The organism is Mesorhizobium sp. M0968, assembly GCF_040319065.1.
Classification (GTDB): domain Bacteria; phylum Pseudomonadota; class Alphaproteobacteria; order Rhizobiales; family Rhizobiaceae; genus Mesorhizobium.
Window position 1 is genome coordinate 1 of sequence record NZ_JAMYNL010000037.1, and the last position, 19,067, is coordinate 19,067.

The 19,067-nt window shown below is 60.7% G+C and carries 26 protein-coding genes; 15 read left to right on the forward strand and 11 right to left on the reverse strand.

The genetic code is table 11. The features are described 5' to 3' along the window. Window positions 1–312 precede the first annotated feature (312 nt). The 3 genes from NKH67_RS30815 to NKH67_RS30825 form a co-directional block, all read right to left on the reverse strand. Entirely contained in the window at window positions 313–561 is a 249-nt protein-coding gene (locus NKH67_RS30815) for a DUF982 domain-containing protein (RefSeq protein ID WP_353032580.1), read from the reverse strand. Window positions 562–740: 179 nt separating this feature from the next. After that, the gene (locus NKH67_RS30820; RefSeq protein ID WP_352935038.1) at window positions 741–959 is read right to left on the reverse strand and encodes a hypothetical protein; all 219 of its coding nucleotides are present in this window, start codon (window positions 957–959) and stop codon (window positions 741–743) included. A gap of 91 nt (window positions 960–1,050) precedes the next feature. Then, window positions 1,051–1,362 carry an ATP-dependent DNA ligase gene (locus NKH67_RS30825; protein WP_353032582.1) on the reverse strand — a complete coding sequence of 104 codons (312 nt, stop codon included), beginning with the start codon at window positions 1,360–1,362 and terminating at the stop codon, window positions 1,051–1,053. Window positions 1,363–1,555: 193 nt separating this feature from the next. Here NKH67_RS30825 and NKH67_RS30830 point away from each other — a divergent pair, with 193 nt between their 5' ends. From NKH67_RS30830 to NKH67_RS30845, 4 genes are all read left to right on the forward strand, one after another. Then, a complete protein-coding gene (locus tag NKH67_RS30830) occupies window positions 1,556–1,867 on the forward strand; it encodes a hypothetical protein (protein ID WP_352745756.1) in 312 nt (103 codons plus the stop codon). A 780-nt stretch (window positions 1,868–2,647) separates the two neighbouring features. After that, entirely contained in the window at window positions 2,648–2,797 is a 150-nt protein-coding gene (locus tag NKH67_RS30835) for a hypothetical protein (protein ID WP_353032584.1), read from the forward strand. A gap of 252 nt (window positions 2,798–3,049) precedes the next feature. Then, window positions 3,050–3,313: a hypothetical protein gene (locus NKH67_RS30840; protein WP_352775019.1), complete on the forward strand. Its 264-nt coding sequence runs from the start codon at window positions 3,050–3,052 to the stop codon at window positions 3,311–3,313. 255 nt (window positions 3,314–3,568) lie between these two features. Continuing rightward, a complete protein-coding gene (locus NKH67_RS30845) occupies window positions 3,569–3,823 on the forward strand; it encodes a DUF982 domain-containing protein (RefSeq protein ID WP_353032633.1) in 255 nt (84 codons plus the stop codon). A 350-nt stretch (window positions 3,824–4,173) separates the two neighbouring features. Here the strand turns inward: NKH67_RS30845 and NKH67_RS30850 are convergent, their stop codons facing one another. The 7 genes from NKH67_RS30850 to NKH67_RS30880 all read right to left on the reverse strand — a co-directional run bounded on the left by NKH67_RS30850 (window position 4,174) and on the right by NKH67_RS30880 (window position 6,726). Next, window positions 4,174–4,629, reverse strand: a complete 456-nt coding sequence (locus NKH67_RS30850; protein WP_352745747.1) for a Ros/MucR family transcriptional regulator — start codon at window positions 4,627–4,629, stop codon at window positions 4,174–4,176. A gap of 182 nt (window positions 4,630–4,811) precedes the next feature. After that, window positions 4,812–4,925: a DUF982 domain-containing protein gene (locus NKH67_RS30855; protein WP_502893834.1), complete on the reverse strand. Its 114-nt coding sequence runs from the start codon at window positions 4,923–4,925 to the stop codon at window positions 4,812–4,814. After that, on the reverse strand, window positions 4,912–5,208 hold the full coding sequence (locus tag NKH67_RS30860) for a hypothetical protein (RefSeq protein WP_353032641.1): 297 nt from the start codon (window positions 5,206–5,208) through the stop codon (window positions 4,912–4,914). Before NKH67_RS30860 ends, NKH67_RS30855 begins: the two co-directional genes overlap by 14 nt. 19 nt (window positions 5,209–5,227) lie before the next feature. Further along, the gene (locus tag NKH67_RS30865) at window positions 5,228–5,485 is read right to left on the reverse strand and encodes a hypothetical protein (protein ID WP_353032587.1); all 258 of its coding nucleotides are present in this window, start codon (window positions 5,483–5,485) and stop codon (window positions 5,228–5,230) included. A gap of 170 nt (window positions 5,486–5,655) precedes the next feature. Further along, window positions 5,656–5,889, reverse strand: a complete 234-nt coding sequence (locus NKH67_RS30870; RefSeq protein ID WP_353032589.1) for a hypothetical protein — start codon at window positions 5,887–5,889, stop codon at window positions 5,656–5,658. A 115-nt stretch (window positions 5,890–6,004) separates the two neighbouring features. Further along, window positions 6,005–6,247: a DUF982 domain-containing protein gene (locus NKH67_RS30875; protein WP_353032591.1), complete on the reverse strand. Its 243-nt coding sequence runs from the start codon at window positions 6,245–6,247 to the stop codon at window positions 6,005–6,007. 218 nt (window positions 6,248–6,465) lie between these two features. Next, entirely contained in the window at window positions 6,466–6,726 is a 261-nt protein-coding gene (locus NKH67_RS30880) for a hypothetical protein (RefSeq protein WP_353032593.1), read from the reverse strand. 200 nt (window positions 6,727–6,926) lie between these two features. Between NKH67_RS30880 and NKH67_RS30885 the strand changes: the two genes are divergently transcribed. The 9 genes from NKH67_RS30885 (at window position 6,927) to NKH67_RS30925 (ending at window position 14,886) form a co-directional block, all read left to right on the forward strand. Continuing rightward, window positions 6,927–7,079 (forward strand): DUF6894 family protein, encoded by a 153-nt coding sequence (locus NKH67_RS30885; RefSeq protein ID WP_352822509.1) that lies wholly within the window; start codon window positions 6,927–6,929, stop codon window positions 7,077–7,079. Between the two features lie 136 nt (window positions 7,080–7,215). Further along, window positions 7,216–8,040 (forward strand): ROK family transcriptional regulator, encoded by an 825-nt coding sequence (locus tag NKH67_RS30890; protein WP_353032595.1) that lies wholly within the window; start codon window positions 7,216–7,218, stop codon window positions 8,038–8,040. Then, window positions 8,016–8,429 carry an ROK family protein gene (locus tag NKH67_RS30895; protein ID WP_353032597.1) on the forward strand — a complete coding sequence of 138 codons (414 nt, stop codon included), beginning with the start codon at window positions 8,016–8,018 and terminating at the stop codon, window positions 8,427–8,429. Before NKH67_RS30890 ends, NKH67_RS30895 begins: the two co-directional genes overlap by 25 nt. Further along, the gene (locus tag NKH67_RS30900) at window positions 8,426–9,685 is read left to right on the forward strand and encodes a M20 family metallopeptidase (protein WP_352472939.1); all 1,260 of its coding nucleotides are present in this window, start codon (window positions 8,426–8,428) and stop codon (window positions 9,683–9,685) included. Before NKH67_RS30895 ends, NKH67_RS30900 begins: the two co-directional genes overlap by 4 nt. Before the next feature lie 33 nt (window positions 9,686–9,718). Then, entirely contained in the window at window positions 9,719–10,780 is a 1,062-nt protein-coding gene (locus NKH67_RS30905; RefSeq protein WP_352472940.1) for a substrate-binding domain-containing protein, read from the forward strand. Between the two features lie 60 nt (window positions 10,781–10,840). Further along, window positions 10,841–11,902, forward strand: a complete 1,062-nt coding sequence (locus NKH67_RS30910; protein ID WP_352617555.1) for a substrate-binding domain-containing protein — start codon at window positions 10,841–10,843, stop codon at window positions 11,900–11,902. Window positions 11,903–11,937: 35 nt separating this feature from the next. Then, complete coding sequence (locus NKH67_RS30915; RefSeq protein WP_352472942.1) at window positions 11,938–12,912, forward strand: ABC transporter permease; 975 nt, start codon at window positions 11,938–11,940, stop codon at window positions 12,910–12,912. Between the two features lie 12 nt (window positions 12,913–12,924). Then, window positions 12,925–14,124, forward strand: coding sequence for an alanine racemase (locus tag NKH67_RS30920; protein WP_353032599.1), 1,200 nt, complete (start codon window positions 12,925–12,927; stop codon window positions 14,122–14,124). A gap of 9 nt (window positions 14,125–14,133) precedes the next feature. Then, window positions 14,134–14,886 carry an ATP-binding cassette domain-containing protein gene (locus NKH67_RS30925; protein WP_353032601.1) on the forward strand — a complete coding sequence of 251 codons (753 nt, stop codon included), beginning with the start codon at window positions 14,134–14,136 and terminating at the stop codon, window positions 14,884–14,886. 104 nt (window positions 14,887–14,990) lie between these two features. Here the strand turns inward: NKH67_RS30925 and NKH67_RS30930 are convergent, their stop codons facing one another. Then, window positions 14,991–17,381, reverse strand: coding sequence for a thiamine pyrophosphate-binding protein (locus tag NKH67_RS30930; protein WP_353032603.1), 2,391 nt, complete (start codon window positions 17,379–17,381; stop codon window positions 14,991–14,993). A gap of 128 nt (window positions 17,382–17,509) precedes the next feature. On the opposite strand from NKH67_RS30930, the gene NKH67_RS30935 reads away from it, so the two are divergent. Together NKH67_RS30935 and NKH67_RS30940 are read left to right on the forward strand one after the other, a co-directional pair. After that, window positions 17,510–17,983 carry an Lrp/AsnC family transcriptional regulator gene (locus NKH67_RS30935; protein ID WP_352472945.1) on the forward strand — a complete coding sequence of 158 codons (474 nt, stop codon included), beginning with the start codon at window positions 17,510–17,512 and terminating at the stop codon, window positions 17,981–17,983. A 436-nt stretch (window positions 17,984–18,419) separates the two neighbouring features. Next, on the forward strand, window positions 18,420–18,713 hold the full coding sequence (locus NKH67_RS30940; protein WP_502893835.1) for a carboxymuconolactone decarboxylase family protein: 294 nt from the start codon (window positions 18,420–18,422) through the stop codon (window positions 18,711–18,713). Window positions 18,714–19,067: the final 354 nt, after the last annotated feature.

The window sequence follows — 19,067 nt, forward strand, 5'->3', positions numbered from 1 at the left end:
CGTAGAGAAGCGAGGCCCCGCGAAAGACGTCAAACGCCGGAGAAGCCGCAAGCTCGAAAGCGCTTGACCTCAACATGCCGAATAGGCTGGAGGGTTGAACCAATGGAGAGCCATACAGGGAAATTGGAGCGGAACCAGACTGCCGACCAACCCAGGTTGTAAGGAACAACGCAGGCCCTCGCGGGTTTAGAGGTGGCAGCGGATTCTTCGTGATGTGCAGCCGCTGTAGGGGGGTCCGTCGCCTCTCCCTCACCGGCGGCGGGCTCCTTTCGCGAAGGCGGTATTGGCCAGAGAACCTTTACCGCATCCAAGTTAGCTAGTTGGGGGGAGTAATATCCCCTCCTCTTTTGCAGCAGCCAGGAATGCCTTACGAGCCTCCTCAGGTTCCATCTCGTCGAATATCACGGCCATGCAAACGCGCACCGCGAGGTCCCAGCAAGGGCCACGCCTGGTCCACTTCATCAGCTCCTCGCCGGCTGCCTCGGCGTTGTTGACGTTGCGGATGATCCCGGGACGCTCGGTCTTGACGGGGACCGGAGGGGTGAACCAGTGGAGGGCCATGCGGTCACTCCTTGTCGACCTTATCAAGTTCCTCCAGCAAATACCTTTGCTCAGCCCACCCGTTCTACAGGCAGATTTAGCAGCTTGCGAAGGTAATTGCGGATTACCTCTAACTGTTGAAAATGGCGCAGGACGGCGCGCTGTGTTGCGATGCCACAGAGACTGGAGTTGGCTGACAGCTACTCGCGACCGTCGAAAGCCACGCAGAGGCCCATGGCAGTTGCTGCCTCGACGATCGCCTCAGTTAGTTCTTCGTCGGAGGCCACCAAATAAGGCGCAGCCTCCCGCGCTTCGCGTAGCGCCGCATTTATCGAGACCGTGTCGCGACGGTCCGCCCTGTTGAGGAGTACAGTGATTGCTTGCTCTAGAAGCGGACCGACCCTTTGCGCGACGCTCATCCAGCCCTCCCCAGGGACACGCCGAAAGGGAATCTACTCACTTCCTGACCGACATCAACGCCATGTACGAATCGTACAAATTGGCACGGTGCTAGGCCGCAATAGTCAGGAATGTTTGGTTGAAAAATTCGTCCGGGTGATCGGATAATTGGGTCGCGCGAAGAGGTCCGGACGCCCCCGCGGTGCCAAGCACTGTTGCTTCGCCGTCGATGATTGCCCGCTTTGCGTCCAATTCAGCCGCAGCCCGGACGATTGGGCTGTATCTGTCGGTCCAGTCGAAGCCGTTTCGTGTGAAGGCCTGCACCTTACCCCGTTGGATGATCAACTGCGTGCGATACCCATCATATTTGATCTCGTGAAACCACCCTTGGCCCTTGGGCGGCTTCTCGACCAGGGTGGGCATTTGGGACTCAATAAATGACAGCCGGCCAACGCCAGGCTCGGGTGAGCATGCGCCCGCACTCCAGACATTACGATTTGAATCAATATCGCTGGTTCGAATCGGTTCCGAAACAAGGTGCACGCTGGCGGCGTTGGCATTTTCCGCATATTAGCAATCCCTTGACTGTCGTCAAAGCCGCTCCAGAATCATGGGCATGGCTTGGGAAATTGCGGACATCAATATCGGCGATGAGGTGGCGATCACCGTGACGGTGCTGAAGCTGCTGGACGACGGAAGAGCTAGTGTCAGCATCCCCTCCTATGGTTTTCCGCATTCAGTCCCTGCTCCTAAAAGGTCCAAACCAGGTGACGAGCTACAGCTCACCGGCGAAGTCACGCGGGTCGACGAGGAAAATCGAAAGGTGACGGTGAAAGCTGGCGGGCTAATTACCGTGGATGCCGATACGATCACCGACTGGACGCCTGTTCGCCGCAAAAAGATGTCGCTTAGAGATGGGGCGGATTAGCGAACGCAGATCAAAGCATGGATTGCCGAGGATAATCCGCAAGGGCTGGCCGCCCTTGCTCCGGTGCGCATGGCATCAAGGACACCTGCCCGGCCGGCGTGCTGCCAATCGAGGAAGCTGCCTTGCCCAGGTGGCGCACTGTACGAAAATTACCAGCTTCGTTAGCCGGGAACAAGCACTCTACATCGAACGTTTTTGCAAGACTGAACTCTCCTCCTCCGGCCTGGCTGTAGCGGCCCGCTGCTCTGTACGGGCAGCGGGCCTGAGGGGTCGCACATGCCGCAGCGCCTGCGTACCAATCGCACCTGCCTTAGTCCTCATGATTTGGCTATTTGCCAGCGCGTTTTCGATCGAATTTGCGCAGACGAAGACCTCGACCCTTTAAGCCAACAGGGCGAAATCCTGGCGGAAACGGTAGTCGCGACTTTTCGAAATGCTCACACTGACGAGAGCGAACTGCTGAAGGCAGTCAGGTCTCGTCGCCGAAATTGAGCAGCAAAATTTCACCCGATCGACAGGTCGGCCTGCAGCCATTCGGCCTTGTCCCCGGAGCAGCCCCGGGGAGCTAATCAAAGCGAGCACCAATGATCGCGTCGCTTTGATTAGCCGCCGCGAAGGGATTGAAGGCCGTCCAGCAACGAGGCCCTAACTGCCAGCAAGATAAGCGTCACCGGTTGCGGCTGGCGGTGTTGGCGATCGTTTTGCACCCTCACCATTCCGCTCTTGCAGAGCAGTCCCAGTCCTCAGCCGCTGTTCCCATAGTCCGGCCGTTTGCCTCACATGCCTGCTCGTTCCCGTGTGACGCTCGCCTTCAAGACGCTCGCACTTGCCGGCTTCCATCCAGACGACCCAATCGAGCCCAAGCGCAAAGCCGTGCTGGACGCCATTGAGGCGCTGGAGAAGGCGACAGAGAAACCGACCGCGAAGTGATGCGATGCGCAGCCTAGGCCCCACGCCGGCCAGGATCGACCGGGAGTGGCCTTATCAGATCGCGCTGCCCGATGACCTATGTACCGGACACAGCTTTGCGCTAATCCGCGAATTCTGCGGAGGGCGCGGGCTGGCCCCGAATGGTAGGCAAGTGCAGGCGATATGGCCGAATCATAAATATGAGAACTGGCGGCTCTACTGGTTCGAGTCTCGAACGCGACTCAATACTCGGTCATGTGATAGGTTCCCGCCATGTCTGATCATATTCTGCCCGGTCAAAAGAAGCCCAAGCTAATCGTCGTGGTGGCGTTCGATCGAGGCGAGGACGGCGAACTGTTTCCGGCCTTTGGTCCGGCCGATCAGCAAAGCGAGGAACGCGCCATTCGCACCGGTCAGGCGCTCGCAGGGAAGCACGTTGGCGTAATAGCATGGAGCCGCGACGCCGACCCGGCCGTTGGCGACTACGGTCCGCCGACCGTGCTATTCACCAGCGGCGACGTGCCGGATATGGAGTAAATTCAGCCCCGAGATTCCATTTCGCGGTGTTCGGCGAACTCCCCTTCATTGGGTATTTGTGGATCATTTATTGGGTAACGCCGCTCTTGGCGTGCGCTCCTCGAAAGTCGGGGCCGAGCCCGACATGCTGAAGCACTGGGCAGCGTCCATGGCGGCGGCAGCTTCTGGCCAAGCGCATGCCTTCTGCTACTTGCCGCGTTTGATGTGGCGCAAAGGATCTGCAGAAGCTAACATAGCTTGTTCTTGGAGGCTGTCGTGCGTACGAGACGTTTCAGAAAGCCCGTCGTCGTTCAACCCGGCCGGATCGATCGCGACAGAGTTGTTGCGTCCGTATCCGACGCGGCCGAAGTTCTGCTGAGGGATTGGCCGAGGCCGGCGGGCAAGTCGCGGCTCGCCGCAATCGAAGCATGCCTTGCCGTAATCCGTGGAGAAAAACCACCAAGGATAGCGCGCCAGGCGTTCATCGCTGCTGCCAAGGAGGCCAGGATATTGCTCACGGAAGAAATTTAGGCTTACCCAGCACCCGTATGGGCATGTCCTTGAAGCACGGAGCGCTGCTGGATTCAGCGGCTTTGTTGCTTGTGGCATCGGCAGAGCGCGACGTATCGATGTAGTGCGATTTTATCGATATGATTCGATTGTGTGTCGAGGGCGACGATGTATTGGCTCGACTTGTCGATGGCACATTAATCGACCTCTCCTGCCCCGTCAGGATATGAGGACGTGAAGACGCAAGCCGTGCTGAAGCTTGTGTTGTGGCGTGAGCGGCGCTTACTGAACCGCGAAGCCAGGCAGCTCATTCCCAGCCAGGCCACCTAGACCATCTAGACCTGACGGCATGGCCCGAACGTCGTGCACTGTCAGGCTTTGGCCTTGCGCTTTGCTGGTGCTTTTTTTGGCGGCGTTTTGTCAACCGCCTTGCGACCGAGACCGGCAGCTTTGGCAAGCGCAGACCGCTGAGCCGCATAGCTGGGCGCTACCATAGGATAGTCCCAGGCCAAACCCCACTTGGCTCTGTACTCATCAGGTGTCATGCCAAGCAAGCCCAGGTGGCGCTTCATCGACTTGAACTTGCGCCCGTTCTCAAGGCTTATAATGTATTCGGGAAAGATCGACTTCTTAGGATTTACCGCGGGCGTAAGTATTGGCGATGGTGCAGCGACCGGCTCAGCCAGGCCAGACAACGCAGAATTGACACTGGCGATCAAATTCGGCAGATCCGCCACGGGCGTTGCGTTGCTCTGGACATAGGCTGCGACGATATCTGCTGTCATCCCCAGCAAATCAGCCCTTCGCTGCCCAATTGCTTCATCCATCAAAATCGTTCCCGTGTTGATCTCCGGCGTTCCTATTTGGAAAATTCGGCCTGCGCAATTGCAAACAACGATTATTTGACGCTAGATTACTCCAAGGCCGACTTTGCTGGTCATCCTCTGCGACATGCGTGTATGCGGCCAATTTCCCTTCAGGTGTAGCACCCTCATTCACCCGAATGCGATCAGCAGATCGTTTCCTCGGCAGCAGCCAGGAATGCCTTACGAGCCTCCTCAGGTTCCATCTCGTCGAACATCGCGGCCATACAAACGCGCACCGCGAGGTCACCAAGGGGCACGCTTCGTCCACTTCGTCAGCTCCTCGCCGGCCGTCTCGGCGTTGTTGACGTGGTGGATGATCCCGGGACGCTCGGTCTTGACGAGGACCGGAGGGGAGAACCAATGGGTTGCCGTGAGCGGAAACGTAGGGCGAGGAATTTCGTCGGCCGATTCTTGCTTCCGCAGCTCAGACTCTTCTGAAAGCTCCCGCGCCAGTGCGGCAAGCGTCGGTGTCAGAGTTGGTTCGCCCACAAACCTTAGGAGCCTGCGCAGCTTCCGGCAGTAGCCTTCCGAACTGATCATCCCCCGGAAGGCACGTCCCCTACGTAGCATGGCCATAAGGGTCACTGAAGGTTCCTTCTGGTTCGTCGAAGGCCGTAGAAACCCACGCTGCCAAAGTGGTGGCGCTCCAATCAGCCTCGACCTGCTCTCGCCGCTCAAGCTCCTGCAACAATGCAGCAAGGAACGCCGGCAGTTTCTCGTCGACTTCGAGACCAAGCCTGTTGCGGAGCATCTGACGATTATCTTCTGAGCTGATCAGCCGTTGAAAGGCTGTCCCTGCTGTTGGTCGTGCCGGCATAAGGTCGTTCCCACATTTGGTCTGAAACACTTTCGTTGCGAAAGGGTTCCGAAGGGGAAGCGAATAATTTGGTGAGAATCTCTGAGCGGGGATTGGATGACCAGCTCGCGCGAAGTTCCCCGTGCTCCTCTCGATCTCATAGAGGGTTGAACCAATGGGTTGCCATGAGGCTATTCGCGACGGTCGAACGCGACGCACATGCCAAAGGTTGGGGCAAGATCGACAATAAACTCTACCAGCTCGCAGTCACTTTCCGCCAGATGTGGCCCGTGTCGGCGCACCGCTGCGATAGTCTCTTTGACGGAGATGATGATGATTTGGCCGCGCCTGGCCTGTAGGGTTAGCTCGTGAACAAGGTATTTGGCCGTCACCTTGTCGGGTCGACAGTCCGTGCAAACGTTCATACGAGGCCTCCCACCTCAGCGAGAACCCAAGCGGCCACTTAGGTCACCTCTCGAACAAATCAATGTTCGAATCGTACTGAATAAAGGACTGAATCTTTGGGAGAAATTTCTCCTCCTACGGGGAGAGATACATCTTGGCTTCCTTAGCGGCAGCCTCAAAGGCCTTTCGGACCACCTGAGGGTCAATCGGATCGCCCTCCAGGTCTGACAGGCAGAGGGTCACCGCCTTGTGCCAGCGAGGTCCTCTGCGGGTCCACCTCTTGAGCTGCTCAAGGGCTCCCCTCGCATTGTTGCAGCCATGCCTGTCGCCGGTTTCAGTCTTCACGAACACCGGAGGGACGAACCAATGGGTTGCCATTGAGGGATAGTTAGGCGGGGTGGGAATGTTTGGAAGGATCTCTGAGCCGGTGATCGACTTTGGCTCGCGCGAAGAGCCACGGGATCTGCTAATCAGGAAAAAGCATACCCTCCTCCTCGACAGCAGCCAGAAAAGTCGCTGCGCGCGTCATTGAAGGCGGTGGGCATACCACCTCTGGCTAGCTCCGCTTACGTTCCCAGACGGGCAGCGCCTAACCTTCAAGTCGCACGACCCAGAGCGGATGAAACTAAAGCCGCTTCCGTTCCCGGCAGTTCGAACAGCATGGGCAGATGGCGACACTCGGCTTCGTCCACGATCAGCTCCTCGATAGTCGCGATGGAAAGATGGCTTTTGAGGCGCAGCCGGACAACCGCCGCGAGTTTGTGAACGGGGACCGGTACCGACCCGGCGTGATGGGCTAGCAGAGTATTGATCTCAGCAACTACCTTTGGATCGACGGCGTGGGGCAATGGCAGCATGAGAGCACTCCTTTCGGAAGTAACTCTAAGCGGATCAGGGCGATGAGTCTGGCCGCGTACCATTTTAACCAAATACGCGGACATCATTGGACGTCAGATCACGCTCGTTAGCGGCTGCGTGCATTAGAGCGGCGGGGCGCCGGCTGCATAGCCAATCGTGAAGCAAGATAACCTTTCCCGCATTTATTGCGTTTGTAGGGATGCCTCGCTTTTTCTTCGACTTCACCGATACCGGGCAAGTCTTCCCCGACGTCGAAGGCACAGATCTGCCAGACCTCGAAGCTGCAAAACAAGAGGCGGTAAGAGCCTTGGTCGAAATCACCAAAGATAAGCTGCCGCAATTGGTTCGGTGACGACCAACCTCCTGCATGACCGCGTGGCCTCGCATATGCGTCGGTTGCCCGCCGGTGAAGAGCCTGAGCGGCCAGTTGACGGCTGTCGAAAATGACTATTAAGTTCGGTCATAGAACGAATTAATCGGAGCTGCTGTTGAACGACCTGCCGCGCATTTCTCGTCAGTTCTCCCAGCGCTCCGTCATGGAGGCGATCGTGCAAGGTGGGCCGATCTCGCGCGCTTCGATCGCAAAGCAGACCGGCTTGTCCAAGCAGACAATCTCCGAGATCGTCAGGACGCTCGAGCAGGAAGGCTGGGTGCAGGAGACAGGGCGCACGAGCGGACATGTCGGACGCACGGCTGTCACTTACGAACTCGTATTTGACGCGGCCTACATCGCGGCCGTCGACCTCGGCGGTGCCAAAGTCCGGGTCGCGCTCACCGATCTTGCCTGCCAGATATTCGCGGAGGAAACGGCGCCGACCGATCCTCGGGGCGGACAGTTCATCGTCGACCAGATCGTGGATCTTGCGCTTCAGGCGGCCGAGAGGCACCGAATCTCGCGCACAAAGATAAGGCTGGCGGTGATTGGCGTTCCCGGTGCACCCGACAAGAAGACGGGCCGCGTTCTGCTTGCCCCGAATATTGCCGGCTTTGGCACGATGAATGTCGTTCGCGCTTTCGAGCAGGCATTCGGGTTTCATGTGATGATCGAGAACGATGTCAATCTGGCGGTGCTCGGCGAGAACTGGCAGGGGTGCGGCCGCGGTATCGACAATCTCGCCTTCATAGCGCTGGGTACCGGTATCGGCAGCGGCCTCATGGTTGGAGGCAATCTGGTGCGGGGCGCCAGCAATGCAGCCGGCGAGATGGGCTTTTGCCGATTGGCGCCGATCCTTTCGCGCCGACATCGTTGCGCGCCGGCGCTTTCGAGCGCGTGGTCGCAACCAACGCCATGGTTGAACGCTACTCAGCGCTGACGGGCAACATCGTCAACGTGCCGACGATTTTCCACAGTGCATTGGCCGGAGACAGGCATGCCGCGACGGTGCTCGACGAAACCGCGCGCTACCTGGCGCAAGGCATTGTGGCCATAGCGGCAATTGCCAATCCGCAAAAGGTCGTCCTGGGCGGCTCGATCGGGCTGCGGCCGGAAATCCTGTTGCGCGTTAGGGACCTGCTGCCGCGCTGCTTCCCCTACCCTATCGCCGTTGAGGCCAGCGAACTCGGGTCGCGGGCAGCGCTCATCGGCGCTGCCGCGATCGGGCTCGGCCAGTTGCACAACACACTGTTCGGCGTCGACGCGCCCGACGGACGCATTTCGCTTCCCCCAGCCAGTTCGGCCGTGCTGCGCGAGGCCACGCTATGACTGTCTCAAAGGACATCACCACTCGCTTGCGCGCGGCCCTCGATTGCGACGCAGCGGTTGAGCTTCTGCGGGGGGCAATCGGCCGCGAAAGCATAACCGGTCACGAAGAAAACTTTGTCGCCTTCCTTGAAGACCGGATGCGCGTGCTTGGCTTGAGCGAAATTCGGCGCGCGGAATTCGCGCCCGGCCGGCCCAACATCTGGGGTGAGCGCAAAGGTGCCGGCGCCGGCAAGCGGCTGCTCTTCATCGGCCACACCGATACGGTCCATGTCGAGGGCTGGCGCGAGCACTGGGCTGGCACCGCCAAGCAGGATCCGTTTGCCGCGCCAATGATCGACGGGCAGATCTGGGGCCGCGGCGCCGGCGACCTCAAGGCCGGCATCTGCTCCGCGCTGTCGGCACTCTCTCTGCTAGACACAGCCGACATCCAACTGGCCGGCGACGTTGCCTTTGCCTTCGTCGGCGACGAGGAGAGCGGCCAGCCTGGAACCGGCGTCTCCGCCGGCATCAAGGACTTCGTCGGCCGCATCGAGAGAGGCGAAATCGTGGCGCCCGATTTCGTCGTCTATGTGGAGCCTACCCGCCTTTCGGTTTATCCGGCCCAAATTGGCTTCTTCATTACCGACATCACCATCACCGGACGATCAGCCTATTTCGGCGTACCCGAACTCGGCAAGGATGCCTTGCGTGCAAGCCACGCCGTCATGAGCGCGCTGTGGAAGCATTCGGAAGATGTTGCAACAAGGGCCGAGCACCCGCTGATTGGGCGTGGCTTCCTGCTGATCACCGGCCTTGCGGGCGGCGGCTACATCGCGGTGCCCGAACGCTGCACGTTGTCGCTGATCCGCAAGCTGTTGCCCGGCGAGTCGCTGGACGAGGCCGCCGCCGAAATCGAGGCAGTGGTGCGCGGCGCCATCACCGATCCCGAAATCATGTTGGCGTTCGCCTATCCGGCCGGTCGCGATCATCCGCTCGGGGGTAACGCCGCCGAGATTGCACCTGACAGGCCGGAGGTCGGCGCTCTTGCTGCCGCCATGGCCCGATCGATGGCTGGTCGCGGCGCCATCGAAGGCGCGCCATTCTGGTCAGAGTCATCATTTTTCACCAACCGGCTCGGCATCCCCGCCGTGTACTGCGCGCCAGGCGATATTCGCAACTGCCACACCTTCAACGAACACGTCGATGTCGAGGAATATCTGGCCGGCGTCATCGGCTTCGCCCGGTTCATGGTGGAGTATTGCGGCGTTACGGAATGAAGGACAACTGAGAGCGAAAATGGGAGAACTATCATGCTGATAGACAGACTTGTTGCTACAGCACTTGCAGGTAGCCTGATGCTCATGGCCGGTGGAGCCGGCGCACAGACAGTGGGACCGAGCGGCGAGACGGCGACACCCAGCGCCGAGGTTAGATTGTCGGATGCAGACCTGGCCGCAGTAAAGGAGAAGGGCTACAAGGCCGCGCTGCTGTGGCACACCTCCTCCGACTTCACCAATGCGGTCACGTCCGGTGCCAAGGATGAATTTGCCCGTGCCGGCATTCAAATCGTCGCCACCACCGACGCGGGCTTTGACGCCGCGCGCCAGCGCAGCGACATCGAAACCGCGCTCGCGGCGAAGCCAAACGTCATCCTGTCACTGCCCCTCGATCCGGTCACTTCGGCCGAGGCGTTCCGTCAGGCGCTCACCGACGGCACCAAGCTGGTATTCCTTTCCAATCTGCCGAAAGGCTACAAGCACGGAACCGACTATGCAGCCATCGTCACTGACGACCTGTTCCAGATGGGCAAGCAGGCGGCCGATGCACTGGCCAAGGCGCTCGATGGAAAGGGCAAGGTCGGCTACATCTTCCACGACGCCAGTTACTATGTGACGAACCAGCGCGACCAGGCTTTCAAGACAACGATCGAGAAGGATTATCCCGGCATCAAGATCGTCGCCGAGCAGGGGATCTCCGATCCGGCGCGGGCAGAAGAGCTGGCCAGCGCGATGCTCGTGCAGCATCCCGATCTTGACGGCATCTACGTCACCTGGGCCGAACCGGCCGACGGCGTGCTGTCGGCCTTGCGGGCAAGCGGAAACACCAAGACCAAGATTGTCACGCTCGACCTCGCCGAACCGGTGGCGCTCGATATGGTCAAGGGCGGCAATGTGACCGCACTGGTGGCCGACAAGGCCTATGAGCTCGGCCGCGCCATGGCCGCTGTCGGCGTCAAGGCGCTGCTCGGCCAGGAGACCCCGGCCTTCGTCGTTGCCCCGGCGCTTACCGTGACCAAGCAGAACGTTGCGCAGGGCTGGAAGGATTCGTTGAACCGCGACGCGCCGCAATCGGTGCTCGACGCGGCCAAATGACAGGGCAATGCCCGGCGGCCAATCAGGGCCGCCGACATCATAAAAACAAGGGGAACCGACATGCGCATAGCAATTGGAATGTTGTCGGCACTGGTAGCACTCGTCGCTGCCAACGCCTTCGCAGCCGAGGGCACCACCACGGGACCGAATGGGGAAAAGCCGACGCCGGCAAAGAGCGTCGTGCTCACACCAGCTGAGGAGCAGCAGATCAAGGACGGCAAATACACCGCCGCGCTGGTCTGGCATGAGATGAGCGAATACACCAACGCGGTGAACAGCGGCGCCCAGGACGAGTTGAAGCGGCTCGGCATCACGGTCGTCGCTCAGACCGACGCCGGCTTTGATGCGGCCCGTCAGAAATCCGACGTCGAGACAGTACTCGCCAAAAGGCCCTCTATTATACTGTCCCTACCGGTCGATCCCGCAAGTGCGGCCACCGTCTATGATCCTGCGCGCCAGGCCGGCGTGAAATTGGGATTCGTCGACAATTCGCCGGCAGGCTACGTTCACGGCAAGGATTATGTGACCATCGTTTCGGACGACCTTTTCCAGATGGGCAACAAGGCCGGGATCGCAATGGCCGACGCGCTCGGCAAGCAGGGCAAGGTCGGCTACATCTTTCACGATGCCGATTTCTACGTCACCAACCAGCGTGACGGAGCATTCAAGCACACGATCGAGCAGGACTATCCCGACATGAAGATCGTGGCCGAGGCCGGAATGGCCGACCCCGCGCGCAGCGAGGAAATCGCGCAGGCGATGATCACACAGCACCCGGACCTCGACGGTATCTACGTCACCTGGGCTGAGCCGGCGCTTAGCGTGCTGTCCACATTGCGGGCGGCCGGCAACAGCCACACCAAGATCGTCACGCTCGACCTGAACGAACCGGCGGCACTGGACATGGTGAAAGGCGGCAACGTTGCGGCACTCATCGCAGACGAAGCCTACGACATCGGCGTGACGCTGGCGCGCGCCACGGCCGCCTCGTTGATCGGCAAGAAGGCCGCGCCGTTCATCGTGGTCGATTCCCTCGCCGTCACCAAGGACACTGTCAAGGACGGGTGGAAGCGATCCCTCAACAAGGACGTGCCCGCGACCATCGCGGCCGCCCTGAAGTAGCGGCAGACGATGGCGCCCCGCCGGAGGAAGTGAGAATGTCGAGTATCAACACCAGCCCCGGCCGGGCAGCGAGCTTGGTCAGCCGCTTCAACCTGCAGCAATATGTCGTCTATCTCGGATTTCTGGCGATCTTTCTGTTCTTCGCGATCGTACTGAAGGACAGCGGTTTTCTGACGGTCCGCAACCTGTCGAACATCGTGCTGCAGACGGCACCAGTGACGATCATGGCGATCGGCCTTGTCTTTGTCATGTCGGCGGGCGAGATTGATCTTTCGATAGGTTCGATCGTTGCCGTGGCAGCCCTTGCAGCCGCGGTGGCGATAAACGCCTACGGCTTGTTGGCTGGGGTGCTGGCCGGCCTCGGCGCCGGCCTTCTGATCGGCCTGCTCAACGGCGCTCTCGTGGCTTACGTCAAGTTGCCTTCATTCCTGGTAACGCTGGCGACGCTCGGGCTGTTTGCCGGCGTATCTCGCTCCATGACCGATTTGCGGTCGATCCCGGTCACCAACGACGCCTTCACCGGTTTCTTCGGCTCGGGTTCTTTGCTGGGTGTTCCGTCTTTGATCTGGTGGACGGTAATTGCCGTTGCGATCGCGCATCTCATCTTTCGCGAGACGCGCTTCGGCGCCCATGTGCTGGCCACCGGCGACAACAGCCGTGCCGCCAGTGTTTCCGGCATCAGCGTGGCGCAGATAAGGCTTGCCGTTCTGACCACAAGCGGCGGGCTCGCCGGCCTTGCCGGGCTGCTCTATGCGGGCCGGCTGCAGGCTGCGAAATACACGCTCGGCGAAACCGACCTTATGACGGTGATAGCGGCCGTCATTGTCGGCGGAACCCTGCTTAACGGCGGCAAGGGATCGATTGTCGGTGCGCTGGTGGGCTCGCTGATGATGGGCATGCTGAACAACGGCCTCATCCTGATGGGCCTGTCCGTCTCCGACCAAATGATCGTGCGCGGCTTGATCATTCTTGCGGCCGTCGCCGTATCGCTGCGCGAAAAGTCCCGTTGAAGGAGTTTTGTCATGTTCCTCGATGTTCTGCGGCGCCGCAATCCGAGCTTTATAGAAAGCGCCATGCGCCTGCACCAGGAAGGAAAGCTGCCGGCTAATTCCTATGTGCTCGACCTCGATGCCGTCGAAAGCAATGCCCGGGTCCTGAAGCGCGAGGCCGACCGCTTCGGCCTGAAGATTTTCGCCATGACCAAGCAGGTCGGCCGCGCCAGTTCGTTCTGCCATGCGCTCAAGCGTGGCGGCATCGATCAGGCCGTCGCCGTCGACATGGCCTGCGCGCGGGCAACGCACAGAGCAGGCCTGAGGCTCGGTCATCTTGGCCACCTGCAGCAGATCGCAAGGCACGAGGCCAATGCGGCGGCCAAAACGTTCAGGCCGGACTATTGGACCGTCTTCAACGACACCAAGGCTGAAGAAGCCGCTGCCGGCGCAAGGCTCGCCGGGTACACGCAAAACCTGCTTGCCCGCATCCGCGCCGATGGTGACGTTTTCTACCGCGGCCACGAAGGTGGTTTTGAGGCGGCCGATATCGCCGCGGTCGCCGAAACACTGGATGGTCTCGACGGCGCACGGTTCGCTGGCATCACCACCTTCCCGGCGCTGTTGTTCGACCAGACCACGCGAACGGTCCTGCCGACACACAATCTGGCGACACTGGGCAGAGCTGCCGAAGCGCTCGCCAAGTCCGGCCGCAGCGACATAGAGGTGAACGCGCCCGGCACAACGTCGAGTGTCCTGCTTGGCGCGCTGGCCGAAGCCGGCGCCACGCAATGTGAACCGGGCAATGGCTTGGCCGGCACCACCGCGCTGCACGTCATGGAAGATCTGCCGGAGCTCCCTGCCGTTCTGTATTTGACCGAGGTCTCGCATTTGTCTGGCGGCAAAGCCTACTGCCTGGGTGGCGGCTTCTATATCGATCCGATCTTTCCGGACTATGAGGTGAAGGCAATCGTGTCCGCAGAACCCACCACGGCCGCCGCCGCGCTCAGAAGCGTCGAGGTGCCGCCGCCTGCGGCAATCGACTATTACGCAATGATTGACGCTAGCGGAGCCAATGCTCCACGCCCCGGCGACACGGCGGTGTTCGGCTTTCGCGGCCAGGCGTTCGTGACCCGCGCCTACGTGGTCGGCATCTCCGGTGTCTCAAAGGGGGCGCCCCAAGTCGAAACGATCGAAAACGGTTTTGGCGAAACCGCTGCCTGGCCTGTCTAGGAGCAAGTGATGAACGCGACCACGACCGGCATGCCCCCTGTTTTGCAGCTGCGCGACATCCGCAAGAATTTCGGCGGCCTCACCGCCATCGAAAATTTCTCGCTCGAGCTCTATGCCGGCGAGATAGTGGCGTTGGTCGGCGATAACGGTGCCGGCAAGTCGACGCTGGTCAAGATCGTTACGGGGGTGCATGCTCCGACATCCGGGACCATCATCATCGAGGGGCAGGCGGTGGCAATGTCGAGCGCCACCATGGCGCGCGCCCACGGCATTGAGGTGGTCTATCAGGACTTGGCGCTCGCCGATCAGCAGACCGTCTACATGAACATGTTTCTTGGCCGCGAGCCGGTGAACCGCTTCGGCCTGCTCGACCGACGCCGGATGATCGACGACACCGAAAAGCTGGTGAAGGATCTCGACGTTCGCATCCCATCGGCTCACGCCACCATCCGCGATCTCTCGGGCGGCCAGCGCCAGGGCGTGGCGATTGCGCGCGCCACGCACTGGGCAAGCAAGCTGATCCTGCTCGACGAGCCAACCGCCGCGCTCGGCGTTGCCGAGACCGCCAAGGTCGAGACGATTGTTCTGTCGCTGAAGCAGCGCAACATTGGCGTGCTGATCATCAGCCACAGCCTCGACCAGGTGTTCAGGCTCTCAGATCGGATCTGTGTTCTGCGACGTGGCAAACAGATCGGCGTGCGCAAGACCAGCGAGACCGACAAGAACGAGATCGTCGCCATGATCACCGGGCTTCAGCACTAGCCCGGTCCGACAGAGGCGCGCCGTTCAGACATTGCGTTACCCGAGCAGCGAGTGGCATGATTTCAGATCCACGATCAGGCCTCGGCCACAGAATGTCGTCAGCATCAATCCAGCGCGCGCAGATGGCGGATGGGGCGCCCGCCAGCAATCCGGTCGGCGGCTGTGGCTATGGAATTGGCGTCGATGCCGAAGTGGCGGTAAAGGTCGCCGATAGTCCCTGACTGGCCAAAATGCTCGACGCCGAGACTGCGCGTGCGATGGCCGTACACCGAACCCAGCCAGCCGAGTACCGCCGGATGACCGTCGGTGACGGAGACGATGGTGCAATGCGCAGGGAGATCGGCAAACAGCCTTTCGATATGACTCCTGGCGTGAACGAGGCCGCTTTCGCGCGCGCGACTTGCCGCTGTCCAGCCTGCGTTCAAGCGATCGGCCGAGGTCACCGCCAGGAGACCGACATCGCGACGGTCCTCGGCCATCATGCCGATAGCCTCGATGGCCTCCGGCGCGACGGCGCCAGTGTAGGCAACAATCACTTCGGCATTCGGACCCGGACGCCGCAGCCAATAGCCGCCGTCGATGATGTCCTGCTCGAGTACGGGCGTCACGCTACGCGTGATCTGCTCGACCGGGCGCGTCGAGAGCCGCAGATAGACCGAGCCGCCGGTCTCGTCGCGCAGCCAGGTGCGCTCCGACTGCACGGCGTCGCCGTCGCGCTGCATATAATCCAGGGCAAAGCGCATGATGACGCCCAGCTCGTCGACGAAGGCCGGCTCGTAAGCCGCAAGCCCGTCTTGCGCTATGCCGATCAACGGTGTGGCGATCGACTGATGCGCCCCACCTTCCGGCGCCAATGTGACCCCGGATGGCGTCGCGACCAGCAGGAAGCGCGCATCCTGATAGCAGGCGTAATTGAGCGCATCGAGACCGCGCTGGATGAACGGATCGTAGAGCGTGCCGATCGGCAGCAGCCGTTTGCCGAAAATCGAATGCGACAGCCCAAGTGCCGACAGCAGGATGAACAGATTGTTCTCGGCGATGCCGAGTTCGATGTGCTGGCCGGAGGGGCCGAATTCCCATTTCTGCGCCGAGGCGATGCGTTCGCTGCGGAAAGTGTCGGTGAGTGACTGACGCGCGAACAGGCCGCGCCGGTTGATCCAGGGGCCGAGATTGGTCGAAACCGTGACGTCGGGCGATGCCGTCACGATCGCGTCGGCGAGCGGCCCGCCAGCCCGCGCAATCTCGTCCAGAATTCTGCCGAAGCCGACCTGCGTGGAGACGCTGCCTTTGGCTTCCGCGACGAGACGACCAGGGACCACGATGCGCTGGGCGTGCCGGCGCCGCTGGCCCTTTGCCGCGAACGGAACGGCGTCGAGGAATCGTTGCAGCTCCAGATCTCCAACAGCCAATCCCTCGAAGGCGTCCCACTCCCGCCCGTCGCCGACCGACATCGAGGCACGAAGGACCGCCATCTGATCCCTGGTCATCAGGCCGGCGTGGTTGTCCTTGTGGCCGGCGAGCGGCAGGCCGAAGCCCTTGATCGTATATGCAATGAAGCATGTCGGTCGATCGTTGCCGCGTGCCGTCCCGAAGGCCTCGATCAGGCATGGCAGGTCGTGGCCGCCGAGATTGGTCATCAGCGCGGCGAGCTCGGCATCGGAGCGCCGGTCGAGAAGCGATGCCAGGCCCGGCTTGTCTCCGATGTCGGCGACCAGGCGCTTGCGCCAGGCGCCGCCGCCTTGAAACGTCAGCGCCGAATAGAGCTGGTTCGGGCAGGCCTCGATCCAGGCCTTTAGCGCCTCGCCGCCGGGTTCGGTGAAAGAGGCTTCGAGCAGCGAGCCATATTTCAGGATCACGACGTCCCAGCCGAAATTCCGGAAAATGTTTTCGAAGCGTTCCCAAAGGCCTTCGCGAACCACGGCATCGAGGCTCTGTCGGTTGTAGTCGACGATCCACCAGCAGTTGCGCAGGCCGTGTTTCCACCCTTCGAGCAGCGCCTCGAAGATGTTGCCTTCGTCCATCTCGGCATCGCCGATCAGCGCCAACATGCGGCCCTCGGGCATGCTTTCGTCGCGGGCGCCGAGATAATCCTGCACAAGGGAGGCAAACAGTGTCTGCGCGACGCCGAGGCCAACTGAGCCGGTGGAGAAATCGACGTCGTCGACATCCTTGGTCCGCGACGGATAGCTTTGCGCGCCACCGAAGGCGCGAAACCCTTCGAGCTTCTCCCTCGTCTGATTGCCCAGAAGATACTGGACGGCGTGAAACACTGGCGAGGCATGCGGCTTTACCGCGACGCGGTCGTGTGGCCTCAGCACCGAGAAATAAAGCGCGGTCATGATCGTCACCAGCGACGCCGAGGATGCCTGGTGTCCGCCAACCTTCAAGCCGTCCGTATTTTCCCGCAGGTGATTGGCGTTATGGATCATCCATGTCGACAGCCAGAGCACCTTTTTCTCCAGTGCCGAAAGTGCCTCCAGTTTTTGTTTGTCCATGCTGCAAGACTCCTGGTTGCGATGTCTCAATCATAGGCCTGAGCAAAAACCAATTGTCGCTAAACTTGCATGAGATTGGCAGCTGCGTTAGCTGGTTGTGCCAATATCAGCCGATGGAGTAACGTTCGATGCCAAAAAGTCGATTGGACAATATCGACCGAAAGATCATTGCCGCGCTGCAGGTCGATGGCAGGATGACGGCGCAGCAGCTTGCCGAGCGGGTCGGCCTTTCGGCCTCGCCCTGCGCCCGCCGGGTCCGCCTGATGGAGGATATGGGGGTGATCACCGGCTATGCCGCCCTGATCGACCAGGACATGGTCGATCTGCCGATCTCGGTGTTTGCCTCGATCAAGCTTGAGCGCCAGCGCGAGAGCGAGCTGAAGCGGTTCAACGCGGCAATCGCGCGCTGGCCGGAGGTGGTCGATTGCTATCTGATGACTGGCCAGCGCGATTATCTGCTGCGTGTGGTGGTGCGCGACCTGCACGCCTATGAGCGCTTCCTGAAGGAAAAGCTGACGCGGCTCGATGGCGTCTCCTCGATCGAGTCCAGCTTCGCGCTTACGCAGATCAAGCGGTCGAACCGGCTGCCGGTCGAGACATGATTTTTTTTGGACGGACCCGCGTGTCGCAGGTCTTGCAGCAAGTGGGCAATATGGGTTCGGTACGCCTCAAGACTGGCTGTGATTTCTGGTATTTCCGCCGGCTGCAATTGGAGCTTATGCGTCATGATTGCGGCGATTAGATAAAGAATTTTTGTTGGGCCTCGCGAGCATCGACTGCCTTCCGGCGCATCAGCCGCCGCCGCCCGGATTGCTCAAGAACCCGGCTGACCGCCAAAGCCAACCAGGCCGCAATGGCGCGGGACGTCCACCATTTGGCGGTCCTCTTCCGGGAAGACCGTCAGAGGCGATCAGAAAAGCGCCGGTGCCGCTCGGCATAGCGCGCCATGCCACTGGAGGGGTCTGCAGATTTTGCGCAACGAAGAACGCCGTCTTTCCGGTGCGACGGCGGAACGTCAACCCGGAAGGGACAAGGACAATGCGAGTTGAACCCAAGAAAACGAACCAGGCAGCTTCTGACGCTATGAATGCGCTTTGGGCGCTTGAACACGCGATCTGCAACTGTTGCCTCGAACCGAGTCTGATCGCGCTCGTAAGGATGCGCGCATCCCAGATCAATGGCTGCGCCTACCGCATTCATATGCACACAAGGACGTTCGCGCGCTCGGCGAGACGGAAGAGCGGGCTCTATCTGCTCGATGACTGGCGCAGGGCAGATTCGCTGTACAGCGAGCGCGAACGCGCCGCCCTCGCCTGGACACAGGCCCTTTAGTGACGAAGAGCTCGCCCAGCTGACCTTTCTCACCGGCACCACCAATCTCTGGGACCGTCTCGCTGTCGGCTTCCGATTGGTCCACCCGGAACGCACGAGGCCTACCGACATCAGCCAGGCGCGTTCCTCGTTTGAGCCGGCGAGCGCCAAAGCCCTCTTCATTGCAAACCATTTTCGTCAGGAAAAGGAACTCCAGGAGGAGACCTGAAAAGATTTCAAATCCGCGCCAGCGGGGCATCGCTCATTTTGAACGGCTTTTCGGCGCCGGAGCCGCCCAGGCTTCGCACGGGCTGCCCAGCTTGGAGCTTTCGGCTTGCCGGCGGAGGATGGGAATGCGTTCCCCGACGCCGGGCA

What these genes read in the sequence shown, in the direction of transcription:
- NKH67_RS30840 (WP_352775019.1), top strand. Translation starts at nt 3,050, where the DNA reads ATGTCTGATCATATTCTGCCCGGTCAAAAGAAGCCCAAGCTAATCGTC.
- NKH67_RS30900 (WP_352472939.1), top strand. Translation starts at nt 8,426, where the DNA reads ATGACTGTCTCAAAGGACATCACCACTCGCTTGCGCGCGGCCCTCGAT.
- NKH67_RS30825 (WP_353032582.1), bottom strand. Translation starts at nt 1,362, where the DNA reads ATGCCCACCCTGGTCGAGAAGCCGCCCAAGGGCCAAGGGTGGTTTCAC.
- NKH67_RS30830 (WP_352745756.1), top strand. Translation starts at nt 1,556, where the DNA reads ATGGCTTGGGAAATTGCGGACATCAATATCGGCGATGAGGTGGCGATC.
- NKH67_RS30935 (WP_352472945.1), top strand. Translation starts at nt 17,510, where the DNA reads ATGCCAAAAAGTCGATTGGACAATATCGACCGAAAGATCATTGCCGCG.
- NKH67_RS30920 (WP_353032599.1), top strand. Translation starts at nt 12,925, where the DNA reads ATGTTCCTCGATGTTCTGCGGCGCCGCAATCCGAGCTTTATAGAAAGC.
- NKH67_RS30860 (WP_353032641.1), bottom strand. Translation starts at nt 5,208, where the DNA reads ATGATCAGTTCGGAAGGCTACTGCCGGAAGCTGCGCAGGCTCCTAAGG.
- NKH67_RS30885 (WP_352822509.1), top strand. Translation starts at nt 6,927, where the DNA reads ATGCCTCGCTTTTTCTTCGACTTCACCGATACCGGGCAAGTCTTCCCC.
- NKH67_RS30895 (WP_353032597.1), top strand. Translation starts at nt 8,016, where the DNA reads ATGGTTGAACGCTACTCAGCGCTGACGGGCAACATCGTCAACGTGCCG.
- NKH67_RS30835 (WP_353032584.1), top strand. Translation starts at nt 2,648, where the DNA reads ATGCCTGCTCGTTCCCGTGTGACGCTCGCCTTCAAGACGCTCGCACTT.
- NKH67_RS30870 (WP_353032589.1), bottom strand. Translation starts at nt 5,889, where the DNA reads ATGAACGTTTGCACGGACTGTCGACCCGACAAGGTGACGGCCAAATAC.
- NKH67_RS30915 (WP_352472942.1), top strand. Translation starts at nt 11,938, where the DNA reads ATGTCGAGTATCAACACCAGCCCCGGCCGGGCAGCGAGCTTGGTCAGC.
- NKH67_RS30815 (WP_353032580.1), bottom strand. Translation starts at nt 561, where the DNA reads ATGGCCCTCCACTGGTTCACCCCTCCGGTCCCCGTCAAGACCGAGCGT.
- NKH67_RS30930 (WP_353032603.1), bottom strand. Translation starts at nt 17,381, where the DNA reads ATGGACAAACAAAAACTGGAGGCACTTTCGGCACTGGAGAAAAAGGTG.
- NKH67_RS30925 (WP_353032601.1), top strand. Translation starts at nt 14,134, where the DNA reads ATGAACGCGACCACGACCGGCATGCCCCCTGTTTTGCAGCTGCGCGAC.
- NKH67_RS30880 (WP_353032593.1), bottom strand. Translation starts at nt 6,726, where the DNA reads ATGCTGCCATTGCCCCACGCCGTCGATCCAAAGGTAGTTGCTGAGATC.
- NKH67_RS30905 (WP_352472940.1), top strand. Translation starts at nt 9,719, where the DNA reads ATGCTGATAGACAGACTTGTTGCTACAGCACTTGCAGGTAGCCTGATG.
- NKH67_RS30940 (WP_502893835.1), top strand. Translation starts at nt 18,420, where the DNA reads ATGCGAGTTGAACCCAAGAAAACGAACCAGGCAGCTTCTGACGCTATG.
- NKH67_RS30850 (WP_352745747.1), bottom strand. Translation starts at nt 4,629, where the DNA reads ATGGATGAAGCAATTGGGCAGCGAAGGGCTGATTTGCTGGGGATGACA.
- NKH67_RS30875 (WP_353032591.1), bottom strand. Translation starts at nt 6,247, where the DNA reads ATGGCAACCCATTGGTTCGTCCCTCCGGTGTTCGTGAAGACTGAAACC.
- NKH67_RS30865 (WP_353032587.1), bottom strand. Translation starts at nt 5,485, where the DNA reads ATGCCGGCACGACCAACAGCAGGGACAGCCTTTCAACGGCTGATCAGC.
- NKH67_RS30910 (WP_352617555.1), top strand. Translation starts at nt 10,841, where the DNA reads ATGCGCATAGCAATTGGAATGTTGTCGGCACTGGTAGCACTCGTCGCT.
- NKH67_RS30820 (WP_352935038.1), bottom strand. Translation starts at nt 959, where the DNA reads ATGAGCGTCGCGCAAAGGGTCGGTCCGCTTCTAGAGCAAGCAATCACT.